General features: G+C 58.4%; 8 protein-coding genes. 1 reads left to right on the top strand and 7 read right to left on the bottom strand.

Going from position 1 to position 12,730, the window contains the following annotated elements; genetic code table 11:
* Positions 1-39: 39 nt before the first annotated feature.
* The 5 genes from KTJ89_RS09725 to KTJ89_RS09705 form a co-directional block, all read right to left on the bottom strand.
* Positions 40-1,398 carry a polysaccharide pyruvyl transferase family protein gene (locus tag KTJ89_RS09725; protein WP_259357556.1) on the bottom strand — a complete coding sequence of 453 codons (1,359 nt, stop codon included), beginning with the start codon at positions 1,396-1,398 and terminating at the stop codon, positions 40-42.
* A gap of 33 nt (positions 1,399-1,431) precedes the next feature.
* Entirely contained in the window at positions 1,432-2,745 is a 1,314-nt protein-coding gene (locus KTJ89_RS09720; protein ID WP_259357555.1) for a polysaccharide pyruvyl transferase family protein, read from the bottom strand.
* A 195-nt stretch (positions 2,746-2,940) separates the two neighbouring features.
* Positions 2,941-4,053, bottom strand: coding sequence for an NAD-dependent epimerase/dehydratase family protein (locus tag KTJ89_RS09715; protein ID WP_259357554.1), 1,113 nt, complete (start codon positions 4,051-4,053; stop codon positions 2,941-2,943).
* The gene (locus KTJ89_RS09710; RefSeq protein ID WP_259357553.1) at positions 4,043-4,765 is read right to left on the bottom strand and encodes an IspD/TarI family cytidylyltransferase; all 723 of its coding nucleotides are present in this window, start codon (positions 4,763-4,765) and stop codon (positions 4,043-4,045) included. The genes KTJ89_RS09715 and KTJ89_RS09710 overlap by 11 nt, the downstream gene beginning before the upstream one ends.
* Positions 4,747-6,342: a CDP-glycerol glycerophosphotransferase family protein gene (locus KTJ89_RS09705; RefSeq protein WP_259357552.1), complete on the bottom strand. Its 1,596-nt coding sequence runs from the start codon at positions 6,340-6,342 to the stop codon at positions 4,747-4,749. The genes KTJ89_RS09710 and KTJ89_RS09705 overlap by 19 nt, the downstream gene beginning before the upstream one ends.
* Positions 6,343-6,771: 429 nt before the next feature.
* Between KTJ89_RS09705 and KTJ89_RS09700 the strand changes: the two genes are divergently transcribed.
* Complete coding sequence (locus tag KTJ89_RS09700) at positions 6,772-8,052, top strand: CDP-glycerol glycerophosphotransferase family protein (protein WP_259357551.1); 1,281 nt, start codon at positions 6,772-6,774, stop codon at positions 8,050-8,052.
* A gap of 76 nt (positions 8,053-8,128) precedes the next feature.
* On the opposite strand, the gene KTJ89_RS09695 is transcribed toward KTJ89_RS09700, so the two are convergent.
* Together KTJ89_RS09695 and KTJ89_RS09690 are read right to left on the bottom strand one after the other, a co-directional pair.
* Positions 8,129-9,796: a glycosyltransferase gene (locus tag KTJ89_RS09695; protein WP_259357550.1), complete on the bottom strand. Its 1,668-nt coding sequence runs from the start codon at positions 9,794-9,796 to the stop codon at positions 8,129-8,131.
* Positions 9,797-10,055: 259 nt separating this feature from the next.
* Entirely contained in the window at positions 10,056-12,707 is a 2,652-nt protein-coding gene (locus KTJ89_RS09690) for a glycosyltransferase family protein (protein WP_259357549.1), read from the bottom strand.
* Positions 12,708-12,730 lie beyond the last annotated feature (23 nt).

Raw genomic sequence — 12,730 nt, 5'->3', positions numbered from 1 at the left:
TATTGACACCGCTCAATCAGAACGGACCCGCAGGTGACCTTATCGATTCAGTGCACGTTTGAGGCCAGACTTCAGGCGCCGGAGCCCGGAACGACTGTTGTCACTCGCAGCCCCAATTTTCTCTGTCTTCGCAACATCCATGCTGATCCGCTGTTGGTAATACTCGTAGGAGCGTCGCAGCTTTCGTCGCATCTTCTCTTGGTACTGCTTCCGAGACGTTCCGTCGTAGGTCGGCATTTTCTCTCTCAATTCAGAAAGTGAATAGGCATCAGCCTCGGAATCCGGGGCAATGATTCCTTTCATGCCAGTGAACAGTGTCCTGTAGACGGACATCAGTGTATCCGGCTCTTTCGCAACACCTTCACTCATAGCAACGTCCAGAGTTCGCAGTACCTTTGCGGAATTCCAATCTGAATTCTCGAGCGCCCGTTCGGGGTAGCCCATAGACCGATAGAAGTCTGGCACTTTGAAATTCCAGTTCAGACCTACCGAAGGAATTCCAAGTGCAAATGATGTGATACTGGCATGCAGACGGTAAGCGATAACACCGTCGCACTTCTGCAGTTCCGCGATCAGCTCCTCAGGAGCGTTGAGCGTGACAGCTGCCTTCTTGTTCGGTACACCGTGATAACGAACGAGTGAGTCGAGAAACATCTCGTCGGAGAAGTGGCCCGTGGTGAAGATCCTGTAGTCATCTCCGCGAGACTCCAGCTGACTGATGATGTCGAGCCAGAATCGACGCTGATCGGCTTCACTGAAATCGATGCCGTTGTCTTTGAAGATTCCAGCGCGGGTCACCACCAGGCCTATGCACCTGCCAGAGTCAGTCTGAGAATCTTCAACGGGCCGAGAATCGACGCCGAAAACCGAGTCCGCCAGAACCGCAGGGTCGGAAACGAGCGCAGTGGGAGTCTGGGTCCCCTCCACATATTTCTTCGCTGACTCCAGGTCATCCCGGGTCGTCAGCTGCCGTACTACGGGCAGACGGAGAGCCTGCTTCAGCTGCTGTGATCGTTCGTTGGTCTCCGAATACGGCTCCACACCGATGCTTGAGAAGAGCACCGGAACATCATATTCTGCCGCAAGCTCCAGGGTTCGAATCGTCCGTAGATAGAAGCTCTGATAGCGATAGTTGAATAGAGGAGCACCGCCGAACACGATCACGTCTGCGCGAGAAATGGCTCGTCTCGCGGGTTCCAGGAGCGACTCATCTCGAGTGCTCATGTACTTGCGGCTGATGATGCTCGCGGCTCGGCTCCGAATCGTCAGCGACTTCGGGTCGATACCCAGGTTGCTCCCGACCGTTTTCAGCAAGCTGATCACGGATGCTTCGATGATCTGATCACCGATATTGTCTGAATCGCGATTGGTCAGCAGCAGCACTTCAGTGTTGGGCATTGGAACGGACCTTTTCTCTTGGAGCGACAGGGCTCAGGAGTTCTGGGCTTTGAGCGCGAGTTTCTGATAATTCTCGTAGGTGCGACGGAACTTGCGATTGACGCGCTCCCGGTAGCCCTTCGGACCGATTGCGACCTGCCGAGGAAGACCTTCCCAGAGGGCGTCGAACGCGAATGGCTCGATAGCAGATTCCGGAGCAACGACACTGCCTATTCCGTTGAAGAGTGTGTCATAGACCGATTTGAGGAACTCGTAGTCCTTGTGAACCCCCTCGGCCATTGCGGTTTCGAGCACAGGTACAACCTCATCGGCGGTCCAGCGTTCTGGTTCCATCGCTCTCTCGGGATAGTCGACGGACTCGTAGAAGTACGGAACCTTGAAGTTCCACGACAGACCGACCGATGGAATGCCCAACGCGAAGGAAGTAATGCTGGCGTGCAGCCTATACGCGATGACTCCATCACAAGCTCTCAGTTCCCGCAGCAACTCGTCGGGGGAGTTCACGGTTACCGCAGCGTGTGCGGCCGGAATGCCTTTGTCTTTGACGAGCGAGTCGAGGAAGACCTCGTCAGAGAAGTGTCCGGTGGTGAAGAGCTTATAGTCGTAACCGCGCTCCTCGAGCATCGCCATGGTGTCCAACCAGAACCGGCGTTGATCCGATTCCGAGAACTCGATCCCGTTGTCGGCAAAGATACCGGCGCGAGTGACCACGAGCCCGATCCGCTTCGGTTTCGTCTCCGCGACCGTGGACTCCGTCGGTTTCGAGCTGCTCAGGACTGGGGCAGATTCGGCTGCCGACGGCTTTGCAGATGCGGCCACACGACGGAGGATCCTCTTGAGTTTGCGTTTTGCTCGCACTGGTATCGACGGCACCGGTTTCGGCGCAGGAACTGGCTCCTGCTTCTTCCGATACACGATATCGGCCAAGACTGCCGGGTCGGCCACATGTGCGACCGGGATATCAGTGCCTTCCACGTACTTTCGCAATGACTCGACGTCGTCTCGAGTGGTGATCTGCCGAACGACAGGGAGCGCCAAAGCTTCTTTGAGTGCGATGCACTTCTTGTTCGTCGGATCGAACGCCTCGACGCCAATACTCGAGAAGATGACGGGCACACCGTACTCCTGCGCTAGCTCAAGAGTCCTGATAGTGCGCAGATAGAAATTCTGATACTTGTAGTTGAACAGCGGAGCGCCGCCGAAGATGATCAGATCGGCAGCAGAGATGGCATCTCGCGCCGGTTTGAGCAGTTCCTCATCTCTGGTCTTCATATATCTCTTCGAGATGATGCCGGCAGCGCGACTGGAGATCACAAAATCGTCAGCGGTGAATCCAAGATTCTTCATCACCCCTTTGACAATCGAAATCACCGTGGCTTCGATGATCTGATCTCCGACATTGTCGGAATCACGATTCGTCAACAACAGGATTCGAGTTGGGCTCATTGTGGTTCAGGTCTCCTCATCACCGCGGCGAACTTCGCCATAATCGAGATTGTGGCATGAAATGCCATCCAAAGTTCGGACCGTGCGTCCGCATACTCATCTGCGGACGAGGGGACCATCCTCGAACGATCTGATTGTCCGGGAGACACCTTCGGATAATGACGTCTTTGCGTCCCATCCGAGCTTCTTGAGCCGACGCGAGTCCAAACCAAGAGAAGCCACTGGAGAGAAGGCACGGCCGTCCTCTGGATTGGCAAAGTCCAGTTCGAGTTTCATTTCAGGTCGGGCCCCGGCAAAGGTCTCGGCCAGTTCACGGATGCTGATGTTCCCAGCGGGATCGGCGACGTTGTAGACCTGTTCGTCACTCCGCAGATGGGCGAAGAACAGTCCCTCCACGGCGTCCGCAACGTACGTGTACGTCCGGGTCGCGGCACCGGCACTCATCATCCGCACATTGCGACCTCGAACTACGTCGGCGAGGAAATCCGCCTGTACTCGACCGTCGTCGAGAGCCATTCCCGGGCCATAGATATGCCCGAAACGCAGGCTGAGTCCCCTGATACCGAACTCATCTGCATAGGCAGCCAGGGCGGTCTCGGCGATGCGTTTGCCTTCTGAATAACTGGCGCGTGGCGCAAAATGCTGCAACGTCCCCTCGTCGTCTTCGCTGATAAGGCCACTGCCTTTCACCGCACCGTAAACCTCTGACGAGGACAGGAGGACAAAGGACTTCCCGCCCGCGTCGACAAGCGCGTCAAGAAGGTTGATCGTCCCGAGAGTATTCGCCTTAAGAGTCGTGACGGGGGACGACTTATGCAAGCTCGGTCGAGCCGGCGAGGCACCGTGGAAGATCGTCGAGAATTTGCGTTCGAAAGTCTTCGTGTCGATGACGTCGCCAGCCAGCAAGGTGAAATCTGAGCGCTCGAGCGCGGAGCCGAATCGCTTTACTGCCTTGTCCTGGTTGCGCACCATTCCCGTGACATGGAGTCCGAGGTCGTAAGCATCGTTCGCGGCCAGCAGTGAACCGACAATATACATCGGGATCATGCCGGAGGCACCGGTAACGAGAATCTTCGCATTCCGATACTGTTCCCATGGCAGCCGAGCCGAGGCGATGCGTGCGACGTCCTCGGAGAATACCGGCGTGTCGAAGAGAACGACGTCCGTTGCTTCCGAAACAGATGCGACCGCTCCGTCCTCATTCGCCACCGAAGGCCTCCCTGTCTTCGATGAGAGTGAGGAATGTCCGGCAAACATAGTAGTCCGAGGCAGTGGTGATTTTGATGTTCGTCCGCGGACCTTCGACTCGGTGCACGTTATATCCGAAGCCGTTCATGAGCGTGCATGTGTCGATGGAATCGTTCTCGCCTTCAGCGACAGCACGGTCGTATCCGGCAAGGACGTCCTTGAGAGGGAATGTCTGCGGGGCCTGGGCTGTCCACAACGGGTCCCGAGGAATGACCTCTTTGATGCCGGCGCCTTCTTCGACGACGACTGTCTCTGTCATCTTCGTACAGGTGACTGCCGAACCGAATTCACGAGCACTCTCGATGTTCCGCGAGACGAGGTCGGCATCGATTAGGGGACGGACACCGTCGTGGATGAGCACGATGCTGTCCGGGTCGTTGTGTTCAGAGACGACCTTGAGCGCATTGTGTCGCGATTCCTGGCCGGTCGACCCGCCGTCGACGATCCATTGCACCTTGTCCAGCTCGTAACGTTTGACCAGGCGTTCCAGGTGCTCGCGATATTGCGGAAGGATGGCGACTGCGATCGAGTCGATCTCCGGATGCTGCTGGAAGATGTCGAGCGTGTGCACGATCACCGGTCGGCCGTGGATCTCCAAGAACTGCTTCGGACGTGAGCTGTGCGCCATACGAGCGCCGACGCCTCCTGCGAAGACTACTGCGATGTTTGCCATTGGTTCTCCTCGTCCTCTTCTTCGGTCTTATAGCTGCCGTCGGAATCGTTGTCCGTCGGGTCGTTGAGCTGGTCTTCTTGCCCGGGTGCGCCGGGATCTTCCTCACCGACACGTTCGGACATACGGTGATCTTCGTCTTCGGAAGGCACCTGTGGTTCCGTGGCAGGCTCGCTGAGGATGAGCGTGTCGATCACTCGGTCGGAGTTGTTCGTGTCCACGTAATCGAAGTTCTCTTTGACGAACTCCTTCGTCGCTTCGTTGCTCAACTGGGGACGGCGGAGCAGTTCGACGAGCTCGTCGAAGGTCTTAGCGATGTTTCCCGGGGCGGCTTCCCGGTAGTCTTTGTGCATTCCTCGCGTCGCAGAATAGGTATCGAGATCGTAGGCGAAGAAGATCATCGGGCGCTCGAGCAGCGAATACTCGTAGATGACCGAGGAGTAGTCAGTGATGAGCACGTCCGAGATGAGCATCAGATCGTTGGTGTCCGGGCAAGACGCGACGTCGATGAGTCGGTCGCTGAATTCCTGTGGAATCGGAGCCGGATCAGGCACGAAATGATGCTGTCGGAACAGCACGACGGAATCGTCGCCGCACGACTCGTACAGCTCCCGGAAATCGATCTGGTCGTAGTCGTAGTGGGCGTCTCCGGAGCCGCGACCGCGGAAAGTAGGCGCAAAGAGAATCTTCCTCTTGCCTTTCGCCGTCGGGAACTGCTTTTCGAAGTCGACAAGGACCTCTTCTGCACGTCCTTCTCTAAGGAAACCGTCGATACGGGGCAGACCGGTCGCGAGGACTGCTTCTCTCTCGATGCCGAAAGCTTCGCTGTAGACATCCCGCAGGTGCTGGGAACCGGAGATGGCATACGAATAGAGGCGATGGGCGTTTCGCAGATTCGGTGAACCGTACTGCCCGAACCGGCTGTAACCCACTGACTTGAATCCGCTGCCGGCATGCCACAGCTGGATGATCTTCTGTTCGTCTCGGTTGCCCAGGTCCTTGAGGATGGCGAAGTAGTCATCGATGAGGATGGTGTTCGCTTTGCCCATCTCCCAGGCCAGAGCGAACGCACTCTGACGGCTGCTGGTGCGGCCGGTACGGAACGAATAACCGAAGTTGAACTGCGAATCGAGACCGCGTTCGAGCATGCGGTCATGTACGGCCTTGAGGTTGCCCTGCATGTTCGGACGGGCCTCGGAGGCGAACAAGATGTTGCTTCCGTCAGACGGCCGTTTGTAAGCAGAGATGGCGAATACGGTGCGCAGAGCCTTCCGCTTGGTCTTCGTCCACTTCTTGCGAGCCTTCGACTTCAGGCGTGCCACGGTGGACGAGGGCTTGCCTCCGGAACGTCCGAAGGAATACGCGCGCATGAGGAAATATGGAGCCGCCTCGTCGTCGGAGATGCCGAACGTCACGGTGTATGCGGAGAAGTTCTTGTTGTAGACGAATGCTCGTGAAGCATCCCCGAGCTCTTCAGCTCTCGCCAAGGGGTAGGCGGCAGGAAGGTTCTCTTCCCCGCGTCGAGCCACGAGGTAGTACGTCCCATTGGGAACCTGAGCACGACGATTGAACTGGGTCACGTTGATCGTAAGCTCGAAACGCCCCTCCCCCAGAGGTTCCGCACGAACCGGGAGTTCGACCTCATAAGGTCGCGAGTTCGGGGTCAGGAAAAACGAGTCAGGGGCATCGCCGGAAACCCTGACGACAAATGTCAGAATCACACGTTCCCACGAGATTCTTTCAATTGTCAGCTCATCTACCACAGGTTCCCCTCACCAGCATGATTTTGAAATGCTGACGCAACTCGTTCACTCTCAATTAACGTTGATAGCCTAGCAGTTTGCCTGTGGCAGTCGGTAACTTAACGACACGCCCGCGGACCGCATCCGAGCCGATGGCTTCGTGTTCTCATGGGCAGTCATGAAACGATATTCTGGCCGAGTCGTCGGTTGCATCTAAGGCATTGAGCCGTTGCGAATCCGAATTCACAACTGCAAGGAGTTCGAACAGTGGCTAACCCGGTCCGATGGGTCGCACGCACCGCGGTGCGTTCTAGCGCGTGGAAACGCACCAGCAAATGGATCAGGGGCGCTGAGAAGTGGAACCGCCTCGAAGACGAATATGACGGCAGCTATGTCAAAGCCGAAGTCGTCGTCTACTTCGGCGACCGCAGCTCGAAGTTCTACCAACTCGAACAGTGGATCCCGGTCCTCGAGCAGCTCCATAAGGAGCACAGGGTCGTCATCGTCGTACGAAAAGGTTCAGCCTTGACCAGCGTGCTGGAAACCACTCACCTCCCCGTGGTGTTCAAACGAAAGTTCGATCCCTTACAGACCTTCTACCACGCCAATGACTTCAAGCTCGCTCTGTACGTCAACAACGGAATGACGAATTTTCAGTCGCTCAGCTTCGCTCCGATGGTCCATGTCCATGTCAATCATGGCGAGTCCGACAAGCTGAGCATGGTGTCCAATCAGGCTAAGGCCTATGACAAAGTCTTCGTTGCCGGCGAGGCCGCTGTGGAACGACACCGCAGGGCACTCATCGACTTCGACGAATCCCAGCTTGTGCGAGTCGGCCGGCCCCAGTTGGACATCAAAAGGCCGCTCGAGCTCGAACCTTCGTCGGCTAGGACGATCATGTATGCGCCCACGTGGGAGGGCGAGAATGATGCGAACAACTACACCTCGGTCGATCGCTTCGGTCCGGAGATCGTCGAAGCAGTCCTCCGGATTCCCGGTGCGCGTCTGATCTACAAACCCCATCCGCGGGTCGAAACGTCCAAAGACCCGGACATGGTAGAAGCGAATGCTCGGATCCTCGACCTCATCGAGGCGGCAAATGTGTCGATCACCGACGAGACTCAGCAGCACCAGGTGCTCATGCAGGGAGACATCCTCGGCATGTTCGACACGGTCGACCTGCTCATCACCGATATCTCCAGCGTCGGCCTCGACTTCCTCTATCTCCACCCGAATAAGCCGCTCGTGCTCACCGACCGTCGCAATGACGCCGAATCACTCAATGCCGAGGCGCCGATCAGCCGCGCCGCGCCCCTCATCAACGATGAATCGATCGGAAGTGTCGAATCTCTACTCAAAGAGATGCTTGAGCGCGATTCTTCTGCAGAAATCAGGCATGAACTCCGCCGCCACTATTTCGGCGACGGCGAACCCGGATCATCGACCGTCCTATTCACCGATGCGGTGTCCACTCTAATCGCCGACCGTGCGGTTGAATTGGAGAGCTTCCACACCGAGAGCGTCAACGCCGAGTCCGACGACGAATAGTCGCGACCGGACTCGGCCAGCGGGTCATCGCCGCAGTCAGCGCGTCATCGGAACGTGCGGACGCCAGAAGCTCGAATTACTTCCGAGCTCTCACCGAGAGGTTCCCGTGCTTCGTCGCATACCATTCGCTGGCTGTCGCAGTCGTGACGCGGAATCGCTTCGGAGTGCTGATTCTCCGTTTCGATGACCACAGATCATGGGGTCGGCGAAGATAGACGTCGAATGTCTCACCAGCGGACTCGGAAAAGCTCTCATCGTCCACGTCGAACGTAAGCACCGTTCGGTGCCCGAACCGGCGGAATGAGATCTCGGACTGGTCGCAGAGGAAGAACGTACTGAGCTCTCTGCCTGCGACGACCAACTGAAGTGTCTCTGCAACCGACTTGTGGATCCCGCCGATCTCGACCTCGACTCTGCATCCTCCCGTTGTCGGTGTGCAGGTCAGCTTCCTGGCCCTGACCGACGGAACCTCATATTCGCTGCCGACCGCTGGGAGATCAGCTAGCCTCATTTCGGCTAACGCTTTCCGCCAACGAAGGTATCCGGCTTCCGGGAGGTAGCGTTCGACGGAGCTCACCGCTGCCCGACGCATGGACTCGACTTCGCTGGGCTCCAGGGAGAGAAATTCCTCTATCTGGTCGGCCAGTGCGTCGATGTCGCTCCACGGCGTGATGAAGCCGTTGTCGCCCTGATCGATGAGATCTTGCGGCCCGTAGGTGATGTCATAGACGATGGGAACACAGCCGGCGCCCATCGCCTCCAGCAGGGACAGCGGCAGACCCTCGCTTGTGCTGGTGAGCGTGGAGAACGACGCCGACGTCAATCGTTCATGCACATCATTGACGTACCCAGGCAGTGCGACGCGATCGCCGAGGTCGAGTTCATCGATGAGGGTTTCAAGCTTCGGCCTCGCGGGTCCCTCTCCGAGCACGGTCAGGGAGACTGCTATACCGCGGTCGCGCAGCTTCGCGACCGCGCGAATCGGGTGCTCGATGCGTTTGAGGTCAATGAGGTTCGCGACCATTACGGCATTCCCAATGTCTCGCCGCATCGGCGGATCAGAGACGACTGATCCTTGCGGCAGCTCCCCAGTCAGCAGCCCGATGTTGTCGCCGGAGAAGCCCATCGCTCGAATTGCTTCGGCCTGTTGCTGTGTCTGTACTCCGACGATGTCGAATCGGTCGAAGTTGCGCATCGTATCCGTACGAGCCCTCAGTGGCTGCCCGTGATCGCCGTTCCACGGTCGACGGAGATGACTTCCGTGGAGGAAAAGGATGAGCGCGAAGTCACGGTCAGAGATCTCATGGATGAATTCACTGACCTTCTTGTCATCGACGATGACAGCTGCCGGCGACTTCGTCACGGTCGCTGTGATCCACGCATTGTAGAAGTCGCGCGGACGACGCCATTCGACCATCGGCTCCCCCGCCGGGGAGTGCAGGATGAACCGTCTGCCCAGTTTCGGATCCTCGATGTCAGCTAGCAGCAGACTTCCGTCGCCCCGCAGGTAGTTGCGCCGGATGACACGACCGGTCCGCGAGTTTCGGAACACGTCGTAGAAAGCGTTGATGTTCTCGAGTTCGCCGTCTTCGTCGGGGATCGGCATCCTCGGGGGCTCACCCTCAAGGCGGGTCAGTTCGGCTTCGCTTCGTCCTCGAAGATCCTGCCAGATATTGACCAGTTCAACGTCCTCTCGCATCTTCCCCTGTGCGATCAGACGATCCCTGATCTCATCTGTCTCCATGCGCGGACTGAACGTGAGAATGGTCTGCGACAGCGGGCTGCCAAAGTTCTGGAAGCTCCGAATCCGACGCAGCGCAGCCGTCGTCATGCCGCCCATGGACTCCGGAATGCCCCACAGCACGTTGTATACGTGGACTGCGTCGGTCCCAAATGCGGGACCGTCTGGTTCAACGTCCCGGCCGTTGCCGTTTGGGTTCGTTCGGGCTCGCAATCTCACAAGTGGTACCTTTCCTCAACGCTCATCGACGACAAACTGGCAATCAGCGCGTCAGCGCCATACGGCCGAAGTGGCGAGCCTGACGGCGCCAATTGACGATCTTGGGAACATCCGATGCCTCCCACTGGGCTTGGATGTTCCAGTCATCGCCGAGGTCGGCATACCGGTCTCTCACGATCATCTGCATCGCATCGATATAGCTGAGGCCATTCTGCTGCACGAGACCGAGGACTCGTTCTACGACATCTTCGCTGCGCAGTCGAGCCAGATTGAGCACGGCAATCTGCGGATCGAACGGCACGAAGTCTTCGCTCATCCCTGCGTGGCTGGCGAAAACGAAGTCGAGGGCGCCCGTGTGATCGTCACCGAACGAGCTCGCGATCCGCCGCATCAGTGTGAGACCGCTGGAGCGATTCTTCCTGACGTCATGTTTCGCAGCCAGCAGCGTGTCCTTGAAGTCGACGGTCGAGAGCTCGGTGATGTCTGCGGATACCTCGGCGGCTGCAGGCACAACGACGACACGCTCATGGTCCGCAAACAGCGCAGGCAGAACGACCGACAGAACTTCGGACCTGTTCTTCTCGTCGCCCAATTCCACCGCCGGAAGGATGTCGATACTCCCCTGGGTGAGCTCGCCTCGGATCTCGTCGACCTCGGTTGACGTCAACACACCGTTCGGCAGCCACACTCGGTATGCGGCTCCCGCGTGGGTCTCGATACTGCGGAGAGCCTGCCCGACCAAAGGCGCCTCGCCCTTCTCAACGGTCATGAAAATGTCGGTGACCTGCGCTTCGGGTACGGGCCGTTCGATCCCGTTCAGCGCCGAGACAACGGACCTGCTTTCCGCGACGGGTAGTCGGGCAGTGGCCAGGTACTCGTCAGCCAATGCCATCGCGTCTGCCGTGATCTCGACCCACTTCGCGTAGATCTCGTCTTCGGATGTGCCCGTTGCGATGAGGGGCAGCAGCACTGAGAGCTTATCGAGGATTCCATTGCGAATGGCATCGAACTCGGCAGCGTCGATGCCGATGAGTCCGCCGAACCGCGAATCGGACTTGTTCTTAGGTTCGAAGTCGACGTCGGCGCCGACCGATCGTGCCGGCAGATTCGCGTGCAGGCGGGAAGTGAGGACGTGCTTGTATTTGTAGGCATAGTCAGCAACCCAGTTGCGTGCGAGTTCCAGGTTCTCCGGGAACGATTTGTCGCGGATCGCGGTGACGGTCTGCTTCTTCTTCGGCCCCTTGTTGTCCTTCGTCCAGTCGACTCGCAGCGTTCCCGAACGACGGTCGGGTGAGGGTGCAGGGAAGAGAGTGTCGACCGTCGTCGTCAGGCATCCGGAGAAGAATGCGGGCACGCCGACTGCGCGCAGCACAGCGACGGACTGCCAGTCGCGGCAACCGACCGGTCCGTACTTCTTGAGGTAGGCGATGGCTTCGGGAGTGAGCATCTCGGGGTAGCGCACGAACACGGACAGCAGGATCGGGCGCAGATTCGGGTGGAACGGGATGTTGAACGACTTACCGAAGATGTCGTGCATGTACCAGCCGAACGCGATGTACCAGGTGTCTTCCGGAATGTCCTGATAAACATTGCCGTCCCTGTAGACCTCGACGAGGTTGAGTTCAGCTTCAGGTCCCGCGTACTTTCGTTCCTCTTTGACTGACTTGCGGAACTTACTGAAGAGTTCGGTCAGCCCCTGGTCACCTGAGAAACTTAGATTTTCGTACCGCAGAAGATGGCCGATCGACGCAATCGTTTGGATGTAGTCGCCGATGTTGCGGGAACGGATCCCCGGCTGGTCATAGCTGAGCACACCGAAGTTGCGCTTGCCGGCAGTCGTCGGAAGCGGTTCGAGGTGTTTTCCTCCCGGGAGCCAGTCGCGCATGCGGTTGAGTTCGTAGCGCACGGCCGGATCCGCCTCGTCATCCATCTGGTCGAGACGCGTTTCGACCAGAGTCCGGACATGGTCGAAAGCGTCGATGCAGAAGGCCGATTCGGCGGTGCGCAGCACTGCCTTCGCACTCCAGCGGCTAGTCTCGCCCGCTTCGTCCGCACTCTCCAGGAGCGGGATTGCGTCCTGTCCGAGCGTGTCGATCGCGGTTGGGTAAAACTCCTCGGCGGCGGCGACGATGATGTCCCGGTCATCGAGCTTCTCGAACTGCGCCCAGGCGACTTCGGAGTCCGATGACCGCTGGTAGGCCATACCGAGGAGAACCCTTCCGGCTTCCTCGGTGGAGGGATTGCTGCGGAGGTTGAGCCCGATCGACACGGTGTCAGCCAGGTGCCCGGCAGCGACGAGTGACCGGCCGACCTGCACGGCTGCGGGACCGAACGATGATCCCTGAGTCAGGGCTTCGGACAGTGCCGCGTGCGCCTTGAGGCGTGCCAGCTGCCGTGCCTTGGTGTCGACCTCTCGGGTCGACGGCGCAACGGTCCATCCGTCGATGTCCTCTGCTGTCGATCCGCGCAATCCTGTTGCCAGTTTCCGGTAGGCACGAGCGGTCTCGGTCGCGATCTTCTTCGGTTTGCCGGACGACTTGCCGGTGCCGCCGGTTGCGCGCTCGCGCACGTACTTCGTCCCGGAGGCCCGCTCGACCACGGGCAGTGCACGACGGGCGATTCCGTGGACGACTGGCTTCACCAGTTCGCGTCCCTTGCTGAAGTATCGGTCGGCGGCGTTTCGTCCAGTGGTCACTCGTTCAGTCCTTTGCAGAGGTT

Source organism: Brevibacterium sediminis (assembly GCF_024895295.1).
GTDB classification, from domain to species: domain Bacteria; phylum Actinomycetota; class Actinomycetes; order Actinomycetales; family Brevibacteriaceae; genus Brevibacterium; species Brevibacterium sediminis.
The sequence above is the reverse complement of the archived record's forward strand: the minus strand, read 5'-3'. Positions and strand labels throughout refer to the sequence as shown.